Consider the following 18,610-nt stretch of genomic DNA (forward strand, 5'->3'; position numbering starts at 1 on the left):
CCTGATGCCGTGCGCGCGGCGGACCTACTGGTTCTTGTTCGCCCGGTTGATCCGCTTGGCGCGTTCAATCTCGTGGCGGAAGTGCTTCTTCGCCCAAACAACGCCTACCACCACGGCGGCAACCACCAGCAGGAAAATAAGCCAACCCATGATGTTCCTCTCTTTCGCGAGCACTAACCCTATCAGGCCGGCTGGCGGCCCACTATTGGGAACCGCGGATACAAAAACAGCCCCGCTGCGAGTAGCAGCGGGGCTGTTTTCGAACATCACGTCAGGCCGTTAGCCGGCCCTTCGATCCGCAATCAGCAAGAGTTACTTGTTGATCTTGGTGACACGTCCCGAACCAACGGTGCGGCCGCCTTCACGGATAGCGAAGCCGAGGCCCTCTTCCATAGCGATCGGCTGGATGAGCGCAACGGTCATCTCAGTGTTGTCGCCGGGCATAACCATTTCCGTGCCTTCCGGCAGGGTGATAACGCCGGTTACGTCCGTGGTACGGAAGTAGAACTGCGGGCGGTAGTTCGAGTAGAACGGGTTGTGACGTCCGCCTTCGTCCTTGGAGAGGATGTAGACGTTGGCCTCGAAGTCGGTGTGCGGGGTGATGGAACCTGGCTTGACGACAACCTGGCCACGCTCTACGTCGTCGCGCTTCAGACCGCGGAGCAGCAGGCCACAGTTCTCGCCGGCCCATGCCTCGTCGAGCTGCTTGTGGAACATCTCGATACCGGTAACCGTGGTCTTCTGGACCGGGCGGATACCGACGATCTCGACCTCAGAGTTGATGGCGAGGGTACCGCGCTCGGCGCGGCCCGTCACAACGGTGCCACGACCGGTGATGGTGAAGACATCTTCGATCGGCATCAGGAACGGCTTGTCACGGTCACGTACGGGGTCCGGAACGGACTCGTCGACAGCAGCCATCAGGTCCTCAACGGACTTGACCCACTCCGGGTCGCCTTCCAGAGCCTTCAGGCCGGAAACGCGGACAACCGGTGCTTCGTCGCCATCGAAGCCCTGCGAGCTCAGGAGCTCACGAACTTCCATTTCAACGAGGTCGAGGAGTTCCTCGTCGTCAACCATGTCTGCCTTGTTCAGCGCGACCAGCAGGTAGGGAACACCAACCTGGCGGGCGAGCAGAACGTGCTCGCGGGTCTGGGCCATCGGACCGTCAGTAGCGGCAACCACGAGGATTGCGCCGTCCATCTGAGCAGCACCGGTGATCATGTTCTTGATGTAGTCAGCGTGACCCGGAGCGTCTACGTGTGCGTAGTGGCGCTTCTCGGTCTGGTACTCAACGTGGGAGATGTTGATGGTAATGCCGCGCTGACGCTCTTCGGGAGCAGAGTCGATCGACGCGAAGTCACGCTTCTCGTTGAGAGTCGGGTACTTGTCGTACAGCACCTTGGAAATGGCGGCCGTCAACGTCGTCTTACCGTGGTCAACGTGACCGATGGTACCGATGTTAACGTGCGGCTTAGTCCGCTCGAACTTTGCCTTTGCCACAGGTTCCTCCTAGAACGTTTTTCAAATGGCTTACCTTCGACCGCGCTTATCGCGGCAGAAACTCCAGTAAGTCTACTTGGGGGCTTTGGATTGGTGAAATTTCAGATTCAGGAACTAATACTAGTGCCTAGAGCCTGTTCGTGCTGATGGCCGGAACCAGGACGGAACCAGTGTTCCGGCCATCCGCACTAGGTGTGTTCCGCAGGGGGAACCCACCCGGTTTTTCGCAGCTTGTCGCGTGGACAGTCCTAAGGACTACTCGCCGCGGGACTTCTGGATGATCTCGTCGGCAACTGCCTTCGGGACCTCGGCGTAGCTGTTGAACGTCATGGAGTACACAGCGCGGCCCTGGGTCTTTGAACGCAGGTCACCGATGTAGCCGAACATGCCGGACAGCGGTACGTGTGCGCGGACAACCTTGACGCCCTGGGCATCCTCCATGGACTGCATCTGGCCACGGCGGGAGTTGAGGTCACCGATAACTTCACCCATGTATTCCTCAGGGGTGCGGACCTCGACATCCATCAGCGGTTCGAGCAGAACAGGGTTCGCCTTGCGTGCAGCTTCCTTGAAAGCCATACGGCCGGCGATCTTGAACGCCATTTCCGAGGAGTCAACATCGTGGTACGCGCCGTCAACCAGCGTCGCCTTGATGCCAACAACCGGGTAGCCAGCCAGGACACCGTCGTTCAGTGCGTCCTGGATACCGGCGTCCACCGACGGGATGTACTCGCGCGGAACGCGGCCACCGGTGACCTTGTTCTCGAACTCGTACAGCTCGCCTTCGGCAGTGTCCAGAGGCTCGATCGCGATCTGGATCTTTGCGAACTGGCCGGAACCACCGGTCTGCTTCTTGTGCGTGTAGTCGTGACGCTCAACAGCACGCTTGATGGTTTCGCGGTAAGCAACCTGCGGCTTGCCAACGTTGGCCTCGACCTTGAACTCGCGGCGCATGCGGTCCACCAGGATGTCCAGGTGGAGCTCGCCCATGCCGGCGATGATGGTCTGGCCGGTGTCTTCGTTGAGGGAGACCTGGAAGGTCGGGTCCTCAGCGGAGAGCTTCTGGATGGCCGTGGAGAGCTTCTCCTGGTCACCCTTGGTGTTCGGCTCGATGGCAACCGAGATCACGGGCTCCGGGAAGCTCATGGACTCGAGGACGATCTGGTTGCTGGAGTCGCACAGGGTGTCGCCCGTGGTGGTGTCCTTCAGACCGATCGCTGCGTAGATGTGGCCAGCGGTAGCGCCCTCAACAGGCATTTCCTTGTTGGCGTGCATCTGGAACAGCTTGCCGATGCGCTCCTTTTTGCCCTTGGTGGAGTTGACCACCTGTGCGCCTGCTTCCACGTGACCGGAGTACACGCGGACGAAGGTGAGCTGGCCGAAGAACGGGTGCGCAGCAATCTTGAACGCCAGAGCGGAGAACGGCTCTTCGGCAGACGGCTTGCGGGTCAGTTCCTTCTCTTCGTCGCGGGGATCGTGACCGATCATCGGCGGGACGTCGAGCGGGTTCGGCAGGTAGTCGACGACTGCATCGAGCATCGGCTGAACGCCACGGTTCTTGAACGCGGAACCACAGAACACCGGGTAGATCTCGGAGTTGATCGTCATCTTGCGGATGCCGGCCTTGAGTTCGTCGATGGTGATTTCTTCACCTTCGAGGTACTTCTCCATGAGTTCTTCGGAGGACTCTGCGACGGCTTCCACGAGGTTTGCGCGGTATTCCTCGGCCTTGGCCTTGAGGTCTTCCGGGATCTCGCGGATTTCGTACTTGGCGCCCATGGTGACGTCACCCTTGGCATCGCCAGGCCATACGAGCGAACGCATGTACAGCAGGTCGACGACGCCGATGAAGTCGTTCTCGGCACCGATCGGCAGCTGCATGACCAGCGGCTTGGCGCCGAGGCGGCTGATGATGGTGTCCACGGTGAAGTAGAAGTCAGCGCCGAGCTTGTCCATCTTGTTGACGAAGCAGATACGCGGAACGTTGTACTTGTCAGCCTGGCGCCAAACGGTCTCAGACTGCGGCTCAACGCCTTCCTTGCCATCGAAGACGGCAACTGCACCGTCGAGGACGCGCAGGGAGCGCTCAACCTCAACCGTGAAGTCCACGTGGCCGGGGGTGTCGATGATGTTGATCTGGTTGTTTTCCCAGAAGCAGGTCACGGCGGCAGACGTGATGGTGATGCCGCGTTCCTTCTCCTGTTCCATCCAGTCAGTGGTCGAAGCGCCGTCGTGCGTTTCGCCAATCTTGTGGTTCACACCTGTGTAGAACAGGATGCGCTCGGTGGTGGTGGTCTTGCCGGCATCGATGTGGGCCATGATGCCGATGTTGCGGACCTTACTAAGGTCTGTAAGCACGTCCTGTGCCACGGTGTCTCCCTTTCGGATGGACTACGCGTTCGCCGCCGGCTCGTGTGAGCCGGCGGCGTACGGGAAGTTTTACCAGCGGTAGTGGGCGAAGGCCTTGTTGGACTCGGCCATCTTGTGGGTGTCTTCGCGACGCTTCACAGCGGCACCGAGACCGTTCGAGGCATCCAGGATTTCGTTCTGGAGACGCTCGGTCATCGTCTTTTCGCGGCGGGCCTTGGAGTAGCCAACCAGCCAACGCAGGGCGAGTGCGGTGGAGCGGCCCGGCTTGACCTCAACCGGAACCTGGTAGGTGGCGCCACCGACACGGCGGGAGCGGACCTCGAGGGAAGGCTTGACGTTGTCCATGGCCTTCTTGAGGGCTGCAACGGGGTCGCCGCCGGACTTCGCGCGGGCACCTTCAAGGGCACCGTAAACGATGCGCTCGGCGGTGGACTTCTTGCCGTCAACCAGCACCTTGTTGATCAGCTGGGTAACCAGCGGGGAGCCGTAGACGGGATCTGATACGAGCGGCCGCTTCGGGGCCGGACCCTTGCGAGGCATATTACTTCTTCTCCATCTTTGCGCCGTAGCGGCTGCGCGCCTGCTTACGGTTCTTCACACCCTGGGTATCGAGGGCACCACGGACGATCTTGTAGCGGACACCGGGGAGGTCCTTCACACGACCACCACGAACGAGCACAATGGAGTGCTCCTGGAGGTTGTGGCCAACACCGGGGATGTAGGCGGTAACTTCGATACCACCGTTGAGGCGCACACGTGCAACCTTACGCAGAGCCGAGTTCGGCTTCTTCGGGGTGGTGGTGTAAACGCGGGTGCAAACACCGCGGCGCATCGGGCTGCCCTTAAGCGCGGGAGCCTTGGTCTTGGAGACCTTCGGCGTGCGGCCCTTGCGGACCAGCTGGTTAATCGTAGGCACTTTCGTGTTCTCCGTTGGTTGATCTCTGCCCCGCGCCAGGCGACAGCCTGTGTTGCGTGAGAGCTTTGGCGTTGTCCCTGCGGCTTCGGATCCGAAAGGGTCCGTGGGCGTGCAAAAGTGCGGCATTCGTTGCGCACGTAGCCCGCAACCCGGAAACAGGCTCCACCCAACATCATGAGAACAAAACCGAAATGATGCTGCGGCGGCCTTCATCCACTGCCACACAGAACAATTACACAAAGTCTAGCATGGCTTGATCTGGAGCCTTAATCGGGTGTAGGGAGGACGACGGCGGAAGCCGGCTGCCGCCGTCGGCCAAACGGGGAAGGACCCCGCACTCAGTGAGTGCGGGGTCCTTCCTTCGCCTAGCGACTACTTTCAGCGGAAGTCGTTTCCGAGGTCGTAGTCATCCAGCGGGATGGCGTGGAACTCAGGAGCTCCGTCACCGCCCAGCGTGTCGTAGGAGAAATCGCTGAACGCGCTCGGGCCGGTGAACAGGTTGGCCTTTGCTTCTTCAGTCGGTTCCACCGAGATCTCGGTGTAGCGCGGGAGGCCCGTGCCGGCCGGGATCAGCTTACCGATGATGACGTTCTCCTTGAGGCCGAGCAGCGGATCGCTCTTGCCTTCCATGGCCGCCTGCGTCAGGACGCGGGTGGTCTCCTGGAAGGAAGCTGCGGACAGCCAGGACTCGGTGGCCAGCGACGCCTTGGTGATACCCATGAGCTCGGGACGTCCGGAAGCCGGAGTCTTGCCCTCGGATACAACGCGGCGGTTGGCGTCCTCGAACCGGCTGCGCTCGGCCAGCTCACCGGGGAGCAGGTCGGAGTCGCCGGATTCGATGACCGTGACGCGGCGCAGCATCTGGCGGACGATGACTTCCACGTGCTTGTCGTGGATGCCAATGCCCTGGCTGCGGTACACGCCCTGCACTTCGTCCACGAGGAACTTCTGTGCGGCACGCGGGCCCATGATGCGCAGGACCTGCTTCGGGTCGACCGGACCGTTGATGAGCTTCTGGCCCACCGTGACGTGCTGGCCGTCTTCGATCAGGAGGCGCGACCGGCGCAGGACCGGGTAGGCGATCTCTTCAGAACCGTCGTCCGGAGTGATCACCAGACGCATCTGGCGCTCGGATTCCTCGATGGTGATGCGGCCGGCTGCTTCCGCAATCGGCGCCACACCCTTCGGGGTACGGGCTTCGAAGAGCTCCTGGATACGGGGCAGACCCTGGGTGATGTCGTCGCCACCGCTGGCGGAGACAGCACCACCGGTGTGGAACGTACGCATGGTCAGCTGGGTACCGGGCTCACCGATCGACTGGGCGGCGATGATGCCGACAGCCTCTCCGATGTCCACGGTCTTGCCGGTGGCCAGCGAACGGCCGTAGCACAGGGCACAGGTGCCGACGCTGGACTCACAGGTGAGCACAGAGCGGACCTTGACCTCGGTGATGCCGGCTGCGAACAGCTCAGCGATCACGACGTCGCCGCAGTCGGTACCGCCGGCAGCCAGGACGTTGCCCTTGGAGTCGACGACGTCCACGGCGAGCGTACGGGCGTAGGCGCTGTTCTCGACGTTCTCGTCCAGTGCCAGCTCACCGTTGGCGTCGGCCACGGCGATCGGGGTGACGAGGCCGCGCTCGGTGCCGCAGTCCTCTTCACGGACAATGACGTCCTGCGAGACGTCCACCAGACGACGGGTCAGGTAACCCGAGTTGGCGGTACGCAGCGCGGTGTCGGCAAGACCCTTACGTGCACCGTGCGTCGCGATGAAGTACTCCAGCACCGACAGGCCCTCACGGTAGGAGGACTTGATCGGACGCGGGATGATTTCACCCTTCGGGTTGGCCACCAGGCCACGGATACCCGCGATCTGGCGGACCTGCATCCAGTTACCACGTGCACCGGAGGACACCATGCGGTTGATGGTGTTCATGGGCGACAGGCTGTCACGCATGACCTGGGCGATCTCGTTGGTCGCCTTGTTCCAGATCTCGATCAGTTCCTGGCGACGCTCGTCGTCGTCGATCAGGCCTTTGTCGTACTGGCCCTGGATCTTGGCGGCGCGCTCCTCGTAACCGGCAAGGATGGCCGGCTTCTCTTCCGGAACCTCGATGTCGGAGATGGCGACGGTGACGCCCGAGCGGGTGGCCCAGTAGAAACCGGCGTCCTTCAGGTTGTCCAGCGTTGCGGCCGTGACAACCTTCGGGTAGCGCTCCGCGAGGTCGTTGACGATGCGGGAGAGCTCGCCCTTGTCCGCGACAGCCTCAACCCACGGGTAGTCCTCAGGCAGGGTCTCGTTGAAGAGAACCTGGCCCAGGGAGGTGTCCACCAGTGCGGGCTGACCCTGCTCCCAGCCTTCCGGAGCTTCCCAGCCGGCGTAAGGAACAAAGCCCTCGAGACGGATCTTGACCTGGGAGTTCAGGTGCAGCTCGTGTGCGTCGAACGCCATGATGGCCTCGGACACCGAGCCGAACACACGGCCTTCACCAGCTGAGCCCACACGCTTGGTGGTCAGGTGGTAGAGGCCGATGATCATATCCTGCGAAGGCAGGGTCACCGGACGGCCGTCGGACGGCTTCAGGATGTTGTTGGACGACAGCATCAGGATGCGTGCCTCAGCCTGGGCTTCGGGGCTCAGCGGCAGGTGGACTGCCATCTGGTCGCCGTCGAAGTCAGCGTTGAACGCGCCACAAACCAGCGGGTGGAGCTGGATGGCCTTGCCTTCAACAAGCTGCGGCTCGAATGCCTGGATGCCGAGGCGGTGCAGGGTAGGTGCACGGTTGAGCAGCACCGGGTGTTCGGTGATGATCTCTTCCAGCACGTCCCAGACCTGCGGACGGTAACGCTCGACCATGCGCTTTGCCGACTTGATGTTCTGCGCATGGTTGAGGTCAACCAGGCGCTTCATCACGAACGGCTTGAAGAGCTCCAGTGCCATCTGCTTGGGCAGGCCACACTGGTGCAGCTTCAGCTGCGGGCCGACGACGATGACCGAACGGCCGGAGTAGTCGACGCGCTTGCCGAGGAGGTTCTGGCGGAAACGGCCCTGCTTGCCCTTGAGCATGTCGCTCAGGGACTTCAGCGGACGGTTGCCCGGTCCGGTGACCGGACGGCCGCGGCGGCCGTTGTCGAAGAGGCTGTCAACAGCTTCCTGAAGCATGCGCTTCTCGTTGTTGACGATGATCTCCGGAGCACCCAGGTCAAGCAGGCGCTTGAGTCGGTTGTTGCGGTTGATCACGCGGCGGTAGAGGTCGTTGAGGTCGGAGGTCGCGAAGCGGCCACCGTCCAGCTGGACCATCGGGCGCAGTTCCGGCGGGATCACCGGGACGGCGTCCAGCACCATGCCGAGCGGGCTGTTGTTGGTGGTCAGGAACGCGTTGACCACCTTCAGGCGCTTCAGGGCGCGGGTCTTGCGCTGGCCCTTGCCGTTGGCGATGATGTCGCGCAGGTTGTCGGACTCGGCCTGCATGTCGAAGTTCTCAAGACGCTTCTTGATGGCCTCGGCACCCATGGAGCCTTCGAAGTACATGCCGTAGCGGTCACGCAGCTCGCGGTACAGGCCCTCGTCACCTTCGAGGTCAGCGACCTTCAGGTTCTTGAAGCGGTCCCAGACCTGCTCGAGGCGCTCGATCTCGGCGTCGGCGCGCTTGCGGACGTTCGCCATCTGGCGGTCGGCGGAGTCGCGTGCCTTCTTCTTGTCGGCAGCCTTCGCTCCCTCACCCTCGAGACGGGCAAGCTCGTTCTCAAGGTCGCGGGCGATCGCGGCGATGTCGGAGTCGCGGTTGTCGATCAGCTGCTTCTTCTCGACGTCATGCTCGACCTGCAGGTTGGGCAGTTCCGCGTGGCGGTTTTCTTCGTCGACGCTGGTGATCATGTAGGCAGCGAAGTAGATGACCTTTTCGAGGTCCTTCGGAGCCAGGTCAAGGAGGTAGCCCAGGCGGGACGGAACACCCTTGAAGTACCAGATGTGGGTGACGGGAGCAGCCAGCTCGATGTGGCCCATGCGCTCACGACGCACCTTGGCGCGGGTGACCTCAACGCCACACCGCTCACAGATGATGCCCTTGAAGCGCACGCGCTTGTACTTGCCGCAGTAGCATTCCCAGTCACGGGACGGGCCGAAGATCTTCTCGCAGAAGAGGCCGTCCTTCTCGGGCTTGAGCGTGCGGTAGTTGATGGTTTCCGGCTTCTTAACCTCGCCGTACGACCAGCCGCGGATGTCTTCCGCGGTGGCGAGGCCGATCTGCATGAGGCCGAAGGAGGATTCGCTGGACATATGGTCCCTGTTCTCTCTTGTTCTCTAAATTCTGAAGTCTTGTTTCCGGGGTTTCGACACGCTCAACCACCGGTCCCTTGGTTGCGGGATGAGGGAGGAGGACGACGGCGGACGGCCCGCCCGCCGTCGTCGGACTCCTTAGACCTCTTCTACGGAGCTGGGCTCTGCACGAGACAGATCGATGCCCAGTTCTTCCGCAGCCGTGAAGACTGCGTCATCAGAGTCACGCATTTCAATTGTGGTTCCGTCAGTGGAAAGAACTTCCACGTTCAGGCACAGCGACTGCATTTCCTTGATCAACACCTTGAAGGATTCGGGAACACCCGGCTCAGGGATGTTCTCGCCCTTGACGATCGCCTCGTAGACCTTCACGCGGCCGTGAATGTCATCGGACTTGATCGTGAGCAGTTCCTGGAGCGTGTAGGCGGCGCCATAAGCTTCGAGCGCCCACACTTCCATTTCACCGAAGCGCTGGCCACCGAACTGTGCCTTACCACCCAGCGGCTGCTGCGTGATCATGGAGTACGGGCCGGTGGAGCGGGCGTGGATCTTGTCGTCCACCAGGTGGTGGAGCTTCAGGATGTACATGTAGCCGACCGAGATCGGGTCCGGGAACGGCTCGCCGGAGCGGCCGTCGAACAGGCGCGTCTTGCCCGAGGAGTCGATCAGGCGGTCACCGTCGCGGGTCACGTTGGTGGAGTCGAGCAGGCCCGTGATTTCCTCTTCGCGGGCGCCGTCGAAGACCGGCGTTGCAACGGTGGTCTGGCCACTCTCGCGCGGCAGGTTCGGCAGCTGCTTGACCCACTCGGGCTCGCCTTCGATCTTCCAGCCGGTCTTGGCGACCCAGCCGAGGTGCGTTTCGAGCACCTGGCCGACGTTCATACGGCCCGGAACACCCAGCGGGTTCAAGACGATATCAACGGGGGTACCGTCGGCAAGGAAGGGCATGTCCTCGATCGGCAGGATCTTGGAGATAACACCCTTGTTGCCGTGACGGCCGGCGAGCTTGTCGCCGTCGGTGATCTTGCGCTTGGCAGCCACGTAGACGCGGACCAGCTGGTTGACGCCCGGGGGCAGTTCGTCGTCGTTGTCGCGGTCGAAGACGCGGACGCCGATGACGGTGCCGGACTCGCCGTGCGGAACCTTCAGTGACGTGTCGCGCACTTCGCGGGACTTCTCACCGAAGATGGCGCGGAGCAGGCGCTCTTCCGGGGTCAGCTCGGTTTCACCCTTCGGGGTGACCTTTCCGACCAGGATGTCGCCGGCTTCAACCTCGGCACCGATGTGGATGATGCCGCGCTCGTCCAGGCCTGCCAGGACTTCCTCGGACACGTTGGGGATGTCACGGGTGATTTCCTCGGCACCAAGCTTGGTGTCGCGGGCATCGATCTCGTGCTCCTCGATGTGGATGGAGGAAAGGACGTCCTCGGCAACGATGCGCTGCGAGAGGATGATGGCGTCCTCGAAGTTGTGGCCTTCCCATGACATGAATGCCACGAGCAGGTTCTTACCGAGGGCAAGCTCGCCCTGATCCGTTGCCGGGCCGTCGGCGATGATGCCGCCAACTTCCAGGCGCTGGCCTTCGTTCACCAGGACACGGTTGTTGTAGCAGTTGCCCTGGTTGGAGCGGGCGAACTTGTTGATGCGGTAGTTGGTTTCCGTGCCGTCGTCGTTGAGCATGATGACGAGCTCGGCGGAGACCTCGGTAACCACACCGGCCTTCTTGGCGATGGTGACGTCACCGGCGTCGACAGCTGCTGCACGCTCCATGCCGGTACCCACGAACGGGGCCTCGGAACGGACCAGCGGCACAGCCTGGCGCTGCATGTTGGCACCCATGAGTGCGCGGTTGGCGTCGTCGTGCTCGAGGAACGGGATCAGGGCGGTTGCCACGGACACCATCTGGCGCGGGGAGACGTCCATGAACTGCACATCAGCGGCGGGAACGAGCACGGGCTCGCCTCCACCACCGCGGGCACGGACCAGGACGGTCTCTTCAGCGAAGCTCTTGTTCTCGTCGAGCGGAGCGTTGGCCTGTGCGATCAGGACCTCTGCCTCGTCGTCGGCCGTCAGGTACTGGACGTCGTCGGAAACGACGCCGTCCTTAACCAGGCGGTACGGAGTCTCGATGAAACCGAACGGGTTGATGCGGCCGTAAGACGCCAGCGAACCGATCAGACCAATGTTCGGGCCTTCAGGGGTTTCAATGGGGCACATACGTCCGTAGTGGGACGGGTGGACATCTCGGACTTCCATGCCTGCACGGTCACGGGACAGACCGCCCGGGCCCAGCGCCGAAAGGCGGCGCTTGTGGGTGAGGCCCGAGAGCGGGTTGTTCTGGTCCATGAACTGGGACAGCTGGGAGGTTCCGAAGAACTCCTTGATGGCTGCCACCACGGGACGGATGTTGATCAGGGTCTGCGGCGTGATGGCCTCGACGTCCTGCGTGGTCATGCGTTCGCGGACGACGCGCTCCATGCGGGACAGGCCGGTGCGGACCTGGTTCTCGATGAGCTCGCCGACGGCGCGGATGCGGCGGTTGCCGAAGTGGTCGATGTCATCGATCTCGACGCGCAGCTCGTGGTCTTCGCCATCGCGCTTGCCCATGAGGGTCTTCTCGCCGGCGTGCAGCGCGACGAGGAACTTGATCATGGCGACGATGTCTTCAACGTGCAGGACCGAAGCTTCCTTGTCACCAAGGGAGCGGTCGATGCCAAGCTTGCGGTTGATCTTGTAGCGGCCAACCTTGGCCAGATCGTAGCGCTTGGAGTTGAAGTACAGGTTGTCCAGCAGGGACTGGGCAGCCTCGACTGTGGGCGGCTCGCCCGGACGCAGCTTGCGGTAGATGTCCAGCAGGGCGTCTTCGCGGGTTTCGGTGGCGTCCTTCTCCAGCGTGGCACGCATGGAGTCGTACTGGCCGAACTCCTCGAGGATCTGGCCTTCGGTCCAGCCGAGGGCCTTCAGCAGCACCGTGACCGACTGCTTGCGCTTGCGGTCGAGGCGCACGCCGACCTGGTCGCGCTTGTCGATCTCGAGCTCGAACCAGGCGCCGCGGGACGGGATGATCTTTGCGGTAAAGATGTCCTTGTCGCTGGTCTTGTCAGCGGCGCGCTCGAAGTAGGCGCCCGGGGAACGGACCAGCTGGGAAACGACGACACGCTCGGTGCCGTTGACGACGAAGGTGCCCTTCTCGGTCATCAGCGGGAAGTCACCCATGAACACGGTCTGCTGCTTGATTTCGCCCGTGTTGTTGTTCATGAATTCGGCCTTGACGTACAGCGGTGCCGAGTACGTAGCGTCCCGGTCCTTGCATTCAGCCATGGTGTACTTCGGATCAGCGAACTCCGGATCGGAGAAGCTCAGGGACATGGTGCCCTGGAAGTCCTCAATCGGGGAGATCTCTTCGAAGATGTCGGAAAGACCGGAGGTGGTGGCGACGCTCAGGTCGCCTTCTTCGACGGCCTTCGCAACGCGGGCCTGCCAGCGTTCATTTCCGACCAGCCAGTCGAAGCTGTCCGTCTGCAGGGCAAGCAGATTCGGAACGTCAAGAGGTTCGTGAATCTTTGCGAATGAGAGCCGGCGAGTCGCACCATCGGTGCTTGCCGTGTTAGCGGTTTCGTTATTAGAGGTGCTCGAGGCGACCAAGAGGGATCCTTCCACAGACCTTCAGGCGTTTTCAGATCTCCCCCGCTTTTCACCCTGCGAAGTGACTTCGCAGTGCTACCATCCGGTTCCGCTATATGACCCGGGACCTGGTCCTGCCCATGCTGGTGACGTTGTTCACGGCACATTGATGGAGCAGCTAACAGGCTAAGCCCACCGCTATATGAAGGCTGAAGGTAAACAGGGAAGACGCAAATATCTACGATACGGCAAAACCCCACGCGTGTCTACCCCACTTACCAGCAGAATGCAAGCACCGTTGCTGCGGGCACCTAACCGGAACGGACCCCGCCTCCCCAGCGTTTGAATGGATAGGTGACCGGGCTCACGATACCCTTAGGCCAACCAACGACCAAGATCGGAAGAGAACAACCATGAGCAATTCCGTGGACAACAGCGATGTTGTCATCCTGTCCGGCGCGCGCACCCCGCAGGGCCGGCTGAACGGGCAACTGGCGAGCTTCACCGCCGTCGAGCTCGGGGCGCACGCCATCAAGGCGGCCATCGCGGCCAGCGGGCTGGAAGCAGATCGGGTGGACGCCGTCATCATGGGCCAGGTCCTGCAGGCCGGGGCCGGCCAGAACCCGGCACGCCAGAGCGCCATCGGCGCAGGCATCGGCTGGAACGTCCCCACGGTGACCATCAACAAGGTCTGCCTCTCCGGGCTTACGGCCGTGATCGACGCCGCGCGGCTGATCCGTGCCGGCGACGCCACCGTGGTCGTCGCCGGCGGCCAGGAATCAATGACGCGCGCTCCGCACGTCCTTCCGGGTTCCCGCCAGGGCTGGAATTACGGCGCCGTCCAGGCGCTGGACGTTGCGGCTCACGACGGCCTGACCGATGCCTTCGACGGCCACTCGATGGGCCTTTCCACCGAATCCAAGAACCTCACCTTGGGCATTGACCGGACCGCCCAGGACAACGTGGCTGCCAATTCACACCAGCGCGCAGCGATCGCCTCGAAGAACGGCGTGTTCGACGACGAGATCTCGCCGATCAGCGTCAAGCAGCGCAAGGGTGATCCCGTGGTGGCCTCCACCGATGAGGGCGTCCGGCCGGACACCACCGTTGAGTCCCTGGCCGGGCTGCGGGCCGCCTTCGTCACCGACGGCACCATCACGGCCGGCAACTCCTCTCCCCTGTCCGACGGCGCCTCCGCCCTGGTCCTGACCTCGCGCAAGTTCGCGGAGGAGAACGGCCTGGAGTACCTGGCCGTGGTGGGCAAGCCCGGGCAGGTGGCCGGGCCGGACAACTCCCTGCACTCACAGCCCTCCAACGCGATCGCGCAAGCTCTGGAGCGTGCCGGCTGGAGCACTTCCGACCTCGACTTCATCGAAATCAATGAAGCATTCGGTTCGGTGGCCGTGCAGTCCCTCAAGGACCTGGACTACCCGCTGGAGCAGTGCAACATCCATGGCGGCGCCATCGCGCTGGGACACCCGATCGGTGCCTCCGGTGCGCGGCTGGCACTCCACGCGGCGCATGAGCTGAAGCGGCGCGGCCAGGGCAAGGCGGCAGTCTCGCTCTGCGGAGGCGGCGGCCAGGGCGAGGCCCTCCTGCTGTACCGCGACTGATGAACGCCGTTCCGGCGTCGGGCAGGGAGCGCTTCCTGTCCGACGCCGCGGCGCGCGGCCTGGACGTCCAGCTCGTCGAACGGCTGGCCGCCCGCAGCCTCGAGGAGGCGGCCGCGATCCTTGGCATCAGCCCGGCGGACATTGTGAAGTCCCTCGTGGTGAAGCACAAGGACGGCAGCTTCCTCTTCGCCCTTATCCCGGGCGACCGCCAGATCTCCTGGCCCAAGCTGCGCAGCCTGGTGGGCGTCAACAAGCTCTCGCTGCCGGCGGCGGACGTGGCCCTGGAGGTGACCGGCTATGAGCGCGGCACCATCACGCCCCTGGGCAGCACCACGGCCTGGCCCGTCTATGCGGACCGGTCCATCGCCGGCAGGCGGATTTCCATGGGTGCCGGGCAGCACGGCTACAGCGCCTTCGTCGACGCCGACGCCCTGGTCTCCGCCCTCGGCGCCGTCCTCGCCGACATCAGCGAACCCAACTGACGCGCTAAAGCAACGCGGGGTCACTTAGCGCCCAATTCGACGTCCCGACTGGGCGCTAAGTGACCCCGCGTCGCTGCTACTTGCCGTTAAACGCAGGAATCCCCGCCCACCGGAGTGGACGGGGATTCCTGAACAAGCAGTGTTACTTGAGGGTAACGGTGGCGCCAGCTTCTTCGAGCTGAGCCTTTGCCTTCTCGGCAGCTTCCTTGGTGGCGCCTTCGAGAACAGCCTTGGGAGCGCTGTCAACCAGGTCCTTGGCTTCCTTGAGGCCCAGGGAGGTGATGGCGCGAACTTCCTTGATCACTGCGATCTTCTTGTCGCCAGCAGCTTCGAGGATGACGTCGAAGTCGGTCTTCTCTTCGGCTTCCTCAGCGGCGCCGCCACCGGCGGGGCCGGCAACAGCTACAGCAGCAGCGGTAACTTCGAAGGTCTCTTCGAAGAGCTTGACGAACTCGGAGAGCTCGATGATGGTCAGTTCCTTGAAAGCTTCAATGAGCTCTTCGTTGCTGAGCTTCGCCATGGTGTGGCGTCCTTCCTATAAAGGTGGCCGGGGCTTGATGCCGTTCCGATCCACCGGAGTCTTTTTGGGAGAGAGAACTAGTTCTCTTCGGCAGCGGCTTCGGCCGGAGCCTCAGCTGCGGCTTCTGCGTCAGCCTCTGCGGCAGGAGCTTCTTCAGCGGCGGGAGCTTCGGCTTCAGCCGGAGCACCGTTCTCTTCTTCAAGCTTGAGGCGCAGTGCGTCGATGATGCGTGCAGCAGCGGCAGCAGGGGCCTTGAGGATGCCTGCAACCTTTGCGAGCTGCAGCTCGCGGGACTCGAGTGCTGCCAGGGCAGCAACTTCGCTGGCGTTCAGTGCCTTGCCTTCGAAGTAACCGGTCTTGATGACCAGCTGCTTGTTAGCCTTGGCAAAATCCGTCAGGCTCTTGGCAGCTGCAACTGCGTCACCCTTGATGAACGCGATTGCAGTGGGGCCGGCGAGCTGGCCGTCGAATGCTTCGACACCAGCTTCCTTGGCTGCAATGGCGGTCAGGGTGTTCTTGACGACCGCGAACTTGGTGTCCTGGCCGAGAGAAACACGCAGCTGCTTGAGCTGTGCAACGGTGAGCCCACGGTATTCGGTCAGGACAGCGGCGTTCGATTCCTTGAAATCGTTAGTGATCTCAGCTACTGCTGAAACCTTGGTAGGCGTTGCCATAACCCTCCTTCCGGGGATAGTGCCGGTATTCCGGGTCCCCGCTCAGGTGAGCTAAAACTAAAAACGCCCCGCGCAGATGCACGGGGCTTGGCTCAACGCTGTTCAAACAGCGGAACTTTGCTTCGTTCACCTGCGCCGGCCGCCCTATGTTCAGGGTCCTTCGTCCGGAAACCCACTGGCTCTTTCGCACACAACTGCAGAGTTGAGCTGAGCTCGAAAGAGTGGGAATCCAACAACCGACGGTCTTTGGTAGTTCAAGCTTAGGGGACGGCCCTGTGCATTACCAAATCGGGCATTACCAAATCGGGCATTACCAAATCGGCCGCTCCTCCGCCGCCAGGACCTAACTCCTCCTCGGCCCAAGATCCGGCAGTTCCTTTTGCCAGATTCCGGTGACCCCCGCCGTCGTGAACCCAAGCTGGTGGTTGACCGTGAGGAGGTACCGGTTCTCCGGCGCGTTCCACGTGTAGATCACCCGCGCAGCGGGGAACTGCTCGGTGAGGCGCTCCATATTGGCCACCTTGATGAGCAGGCCGAGCTTGTTGCCGCGGTGCGCCTGCAGCACCACCGTGTCGTCCTGGAAGACTACGTCCTGCCGCTGCGCCAGGACGCTGATGGTCGTCAGCCCCACGAGCGTCCCGGTGGCAATGTGTTCGACGGCGGTCACCACCGTGCGCCGACCCTGGGAGATCATGACTTCCTCAGCTTCCCGCAGGATCCGGGCATCGAAGACGATGTCGTCGGTCCCCTCCACTGGTCCGGCGTCGCCGCCCGCCTGGTTTTCGAGGGCCGCCACCGATTCCAGCCAGCGCTCCGGGCAGCGGTCGGTCCAGTGATGCAGGCGGTAGCGGCCGTTGTTGGCCTCCTCCGCCTCCGCCTCGAGCTCGGCCACAAGCTTGCTGTCCAGCGGCAGCACGCACGAGCTGAACTGTTCGATGTGCTGCAGCGTGTAACCGGTGCGCTGGGCGAATTCCACCTCACGGCTCCCCAAGGGCACATAGCCTTGGCCCGATCCGGGCACCAGCTGCTCGGGCTCGAATTCGTGCAGGGACGCACCGGGGTGGTTGGTGTCCACCAGGATCATGGTGCGGCCCTCGTTGCGGGCGAACTGCTCGGCAGCTTCCAGCAACTGCCTGCCCACGCCCTGGCGCTGGTACTCGGGGAGGATGTCCAGGGTAAATTCGGCGAGGTCCAGGTTGTCGGCGAGGGGCAGGGCGATGTCCACGGTGCCCACGATGTCGTCACCGACCTTTGCGACGAGGATGACCTGGCGTTCGTACGGGTCTTCCAGTTCGAGGAGCTTTTCCAGCGGCGTATAGGCGAGGTCGTCACTCCCCCAGGTATCCATCCTGACCTTGCGCCCCACCTCCACCGCGGCAAGGAAATCCGCTGCATCGGCAGCATCCACTGAGTCAGGAATCCACAGCCGCTCGATCCGCACCTCTATTGCCATCATCCCCAGCCGTTCCGCCGCTTGCCATGAAGGCTGCGGGCTTGAGTCCACGCGGTGTATCCGTCGCCAGCATATGCCGGTTAGCGCCGGCGCTGCCACTCACCGTCGTACCCTGCCGGACGGAAGCCCAACGCCACATTGATGGCCAGCATGTGGTCATTCTCTGCAGCGTTGAACGTCAGGACCCGTTCCACTTCGGGGTGGTCCTGCTGCAGGCGCCGCAGGTTGCGCACCTTGACCAGCATCCCCAGCCGGTGTCCGCGGTGCGCCTTGGCCACCAGCGTGTCGTCCTGCTCCGCCAGCCACGGCTTTTCGTCCGAGTGCTGCAGCACGGAGTAGGCCGCCAGCTCGCCGCTCCCCTTATGCCGGGCCACCGCCACCAGCGACTCCAGGCCCGCCCGCTTCCACTCGTCCTCGACGTGCCGGACGCGCGGGGCGTCCCACACCTCGGCGTCGTAATGCAGCGCACCTGCCGGGGAGTCCGTGCTCATCCTGGACATGAGCGCGGCCATCTGTTCCACGTACTCATCCGGGCACCGGTCCGTCCAGCCGAGGATTTCATACTGGTCCCCGGCGATGCCGGCGGCCTCGCCTTCCAGTGCGTCCAGGGCACCGTCCGACGGCGGCATGTCCAGTGCGCTGAAACGCGTCACCTGCTCGAGGGTGTACCCGGCCGCCACGGCGAAACGGACGCCACGCGCCGCGGCCGGGACCCCGCCCGTCCCGGTTCCGGGCCTTAGGATCCCCGGGCCGTCCAGGTCGAACCCGGGGGCGTGTTCAGTGAAACTCTGCAGGGTGCTGCGTCCGTCCTCCGTTGCCAGTGCCTCTGCGTGCCCGAGGAGGGCCAGTCCGATGCCGCGGCCGCTGAACCCGTTGAGGACGTCCACCCTGAGGAACGCATCCTGGAGGTTTTCCTTTTGCGTGAGCCTGACCCAGGACCTTGCCACCATGCGGCCGTCCAGCCGTACGAAGAAGAGCCGCAGCTTCACGTAGTCGTCGTCACGCCACGATTCCAGCCTGGCCTTCGGCGGCGCTGCCCGGTCCAAATTGCCCCATAGTTCCAGCGCCACCGCATCACTGAGGTCGCTGAACTCCAGGAAGTCCGTGGCGTCTGGCGCGTCAAGTGACGCAGGCAGGAAAAGCGGCTCGATCCGGTAGGAGGGCGTCGTCACCGGAT

Annotated in this window: 13 protein-coding genes; 2 read left to right on the forward strand and 11 right to left on the reverse strand. The window is 63.0% G+C overall.

Translation table 11 applies throughout. The annotated features are described in order from the left end of the window. Positions 1–24: 24 nt before the first annotated feature. The 7 genes from ACTHQX_RS07175 to rpoB form a co-directional block, all read right to left on the reverse strand. Positions 25–150, reverse strand: a complete 126-nt coding sequence (locus tag ACTHQX_RS07175) for a hypothetical protein (protein ID WP_262982871.1) — start codon at positions 148–150, stop codon at positions 25–27. A gap of 162 nt (positions 151–312) precedes the next feature. Beyond that, positions 313–1,503 (reverse strand): elongation factor Tu, encoded by a 1,191-nt coding sequence (gene tuf, locus ACTHQX_RS07180; RefSeq protein WP_102973690.1) that lies wholly within the window; start codon positions 1,501–1,503, stop codon positions 313–315. Between the two features lie 255 nt (positions 1,504–1,758). Then, a complete protein-coding gene (fusA, locus tag ACTHQX_RS07185) occupies positions 1,759–3,873 on the reverse strand; it encodes an elongation factor G (protein ID WP_236804514.1) in 2,115 nt (704 codons plus the stop codon). A gap of 69 nt (positions 3,874–3,942) precedes the next feature. After that, positions 3,943–4,413, reverse strand: a complete 471-nt coding sequence (rpsG, locus tag ACTHQX_RS07190; RefSeq protein WP_003803829.1) for a 30S ribosomal protein S7 — start codon at positions 4,411–4,413, stop codon at positions 3,943–3,945. Between the two features lies 1 nt (position 4,414). After that, positions 4,415–4,789 (reverse strand): 30S ribosomal protein S12, encoded by a 375-nt coding sequence (rpsL, locus tag ACTHQX_RS07195; RefSeq protein ID WP_003803830.1) that lies wholly within the window; start codon positions 4,787–4,789, stop codon positions 4,415–4,417. Positions 4,790–5,167: 378 nt separating this feature from the next. Beyond that, positions 5,168–9,067 (reverse strand): DNA-directed RNA polymerase subunit beta', encoded by a 3,900-nt coding sequence (locus tag ACTHQX_RS07200; protein ID WP_236804516.1) that lies wholly within the window; start codon positions 9,065–9,067, stop codon positions 5,168–5,170. Positions 9,068–9,205: 138 nt separating this feature from the next. Then, positions 9,206–12,712 carry a DNA-directed RNA polymerase subunit beta gene (rpoB, locus tag ACTHQX_RS07205; protein ID WP_102973693.1) on the reverse strand — a complete coding sequence of 1,169 codons (3,507 nt, stop codon included), beginning with the start codon at positions 12,710–12,712 and terminating at the stop codon, positions 9,206–9,208. A 392-nt stretch (positions 12,713–13,104) separates the two neighbouring features. Here rpoB and ACTHQX_RS07210 point away from each other — a divergent pair, with 392 nt between their 5' ends. Then, positions 13,105–14,304: an acetyl-CoA C-acetyltransferase gene (locus ACTHQX_RS07210; RefSeq protein WP_440156563.1), complete on the forward strand. Its 1,200-nt coding sequence runs from the start codon at positions 13,105–13,107 to the stop codon at positions 14,302–14,304. Further along, positions 14,304–14,786 (forward strand): aminoacyl-tRNA deacylase, encoded by a 483-nt coding sequence (locus ACTHQX_RS07215; protein ID WP_440156561.1) that lies wholly within the window; start codon positions 14,304–14,306, stop codon positions 14,784–14,786. Before ACTHQX_RS07210 ends, ACTHQX_RS07215 begins: the two co-directional genes overlap by 1 nt. Positions 14,787–14,928: 142 nt before the next feature. Here the strand turns inward: ACTHQX_RS07215 and rplL are convergent, their stop codons facing one another. From rplL to ACTHQX_RS07235, 4 genes are all read right to left on the reverse strand, one after another. Beyond that, positions 14,929–15,306 (reverse strand): 50S ribosomal protein L7/L12, encoded by a 378-nt coding sequence (gene rplL / locus ACTHQX_RS07220; RefSeq protein ID WP_102973696.1) that lies wholly within the window; start codon positions 15,304–15,306, stop codon positions 14,929–14,931. Positions 15,307–15,383: 77 nt separating this feature from the next. Then, a complete protein-coding gene (gene rplJ / locus ACTHQX_RS07225) occupies positions 15,384–15,980 on the reverse strand; it encodes a 50S ribosomal protein L10 (protein WP_111905186.1) in 597 nt (198 codons plus the stop codon). 343 nt (positions 15,981–16,323) lie between these two features. Continuing rightward, positions 16,324–17,433: a GNAT family N-acetyltransferase gene (locus ACTHQX_RS07230; RefSeq protein WP_440156681.1), complete on the reverse strand. Its 1,110-nt coding sequence runs from the start codon at positions 17,431–17,433 to the stop codon at positions 16,324–16,326. Between the two features lie 80 nt (positions 17,434–17,513). Next, entirely contained in the window at positions 17,514–18,605 is a 1,092-nt protein-coding gene (locus ACTHQX_RS07235; protein ID WP_236804524.1) for a GNAT family N-acetyltransferase, read from the reverse strand. Between the last annotated feature and the right edge of the window lie 5 nt (positions 18,606–18,610).

Source organism: Arthrobacter sp. SAFR-023 (genome assembly GCF_051965295.1).
In the GTDB taxonomy this organism is placed as follows: Bacteria; Actinomycetota; Actinomycetes; order Actinomycetales; family Micrococcaceae; genus Arthrobacter.